Annotated in this window: 2 protein-coding genes and 1 pseudogene; all 3 read right to left on the bottom strand. The window is 64.5% G+C overall.

The window, feature by feature from the left end; translation table 11 throughout:
- Positions 1-177, bottom strand: a pseudogene (locus C9E82_RS23855) (IS3 family transposase); the annotation flags it as partial.
- A gap of 29 nt (positions 178-206) precedes the next feature.
- Positions 207-809, bottom strand: a complete 603-nt coding sequence (locus C9E82_RS23850) for a plasmid pRiA4b ORF-3 family protein (protein WP_119901161.1) — start codon at positions 807-809, stop codon at positions 207-209.
- The coding region (tnpC, locus tag C9E82_RS23845; protein WP_119901160.1) for an IS66 family transposase at positions 806-1822 on the bottom strand (1017 nt) is incomplete at its 5' end. The genes tnpC and C9E82_RS23850, both read right to left, overlap by 4 nt.

Raw genomic sequence — 1822 nt, 5'->3', positions numbered from 1 at the left:
GATCCTGACCAGCGCATCCAGTTCCCGCGCCACCCTGGCCCCCGAGATGCTGGTGTCGGCGATCAAGGTGCGGTTTTCGCGGCAGCAATCGTCGTTCACGGCCAGAATGCGGAACCTGCGGCAGGCCCCGAACGTGTCGGCCAGGAAGTCCGGCGACCACCGCTGGTTCGGCAGCAACCATCCGGCGTAGGCCGCGGCAGCGATGCTCAGGGGGCGCCCTTGGGCGCTTTGGGTTTGGCGGGCCGGGGAGCCCATCTTTTCGCGAGCCGGTCAAAGCGTTCGACGATGCTGTCGCTACAGGCATCTTCGGGATCAAATGATCCACCTGACCAGCGGACCATATCTTCGTGCGGCTCGTGGTGCGGATCGGCGAGGGCTACGAGGAATTCCTCGTAGCTGGGGGCACCACCGACGTCCTCGGGCGGGCAGGCTCCGCTGGCTTTCAGAAGCCGCGGATAGGTCACACCCGGGACGGCCTCGTTGACCTTCTCGATCCGGATGCTGTGATCCCAGTCATCACCGAAGTCGTAAACATAGTGGATCGTCTTGGTGCCGGTGTCCTCGAGCACTTTTTGCAGCGCTGCCTTCTGCGCGGGCATGGGGCCGTCGTAGAAGCCGTCGGGGTCGGGCATGCCCCAACTGGCGTCACCGGCCCGGAATTCGTAGAGATGGGTGTTCGTCCAGCCCATCGCCGCCTGGATCACCTCATGCAGCCGGTCGAGCCTGATCTTCAACGGCACTTCGATATGGCGCATCGGCTGCGGATCGACGTCGTTGAGGAGGATCCGGAGGCGGGCGATCAGGGTCATGCGGCCATCCTTTGTGGGGCTTGAGTCCAGTTCCACGGCAGTAATTCTGGCAGGCGAGACAGAGGCGTGTCTGCCAGTCGTACCAAGACATCAGCCAGCCAGGCTTGAGGATCGACGTCGTTCATCCTGGCGGTGACGATCAGGGAATACATGAAGGCGACGCGCTCGCCACCGCGCGGCGATCCGGCGAAGAGCCAGGCTTTCCGGCCGAGTGCGACGCCGCGGAGGGCTCGTTCGGCGGCATTGTTCGTAAGGCAGATACGGCCGTCATCGAGGAAGCGGGTAAAGGCTTCCCAGCGGCCGTCTTCTTCGAACATGTAGTTGGTGGCCTTGGCGACGGGGTTGTGCTTCGACATCCGGGCGCGTTCGGATCGCAGCCAGTCATGCAGATCGCTGACCATCGGGCGCACCAGCCGCTGACGGGCGTCATGGCGGGCCTCGGCGGTCAGGCCGTTGTTCTCGCGTTCGACATCGAAGATGGTATCGAAGCGTCTGACGGCTTCCAGTGCCACAGGCGAGATCTCCTCGGCCACCGATCTGCCCTTGCGAGCCGTGGCTTTGACATCCGCCAGTTCGAAGAACTTGCGCCGGGCATGCGACCAGCACAGCGCGCTGCGCATCGGCGCGGGCTTGTGATCATGGCGATAGAGATCGTTGTAACCGCCATAAGCGTCGGCCTGCAGGAGGCCAGTCCAGCCCGTCAGATGCCGGGTCGGGTGTTCTTTCCTGCGGTCTGTGGAGAAGTAGCAGAGCGCAGCTGGAGGCGCCCCACCTCCGAAGGGCCGGTCATCGCGAAGATAGGTCCAGAGGCGGGCGGTCTTGGTGCCTCCCTTGGCCAGAAGCGGCACGGTGGTGTCGTCCGCATGCAATCGTTCAGCGCCGAGGACATGGGCGCGGATCAGATCGTGGATCGGCTGCAGGGCGACGGCGCAGGCCCCGACCTGGTCGGCCAGGGTGGAAAGGCTGATCTCGACGCCCTCCTTCGCGTAGCGTTCGGCCTGCCGGTTCAGGGG

The organism is Paracoccus sigandri, assembly GCF_003709565.1.
GTDB classification, from domain to species: domain Bacteria; phylum Pseudomonadota; class Alphaproteobacteria; order Rhodobacterales; family Rhodobacteraceae; genus Paracoccus; species Paracoccus siganidrum.
Note: the sequence above shows the minus strand (reverse complement) of the source record. Positions and strands in the feature narration are given on the sequence as shown.

Excerpts from the sequence above, each read along its gene's own strand:
- C9E82_RS23850 (WP_119901161.1), bottom strand. The coding sequence starts at position 809 with ATGACCCTGATCGCCCGCCTCCGGATCCTCCTCAACGACGTCGATCCG.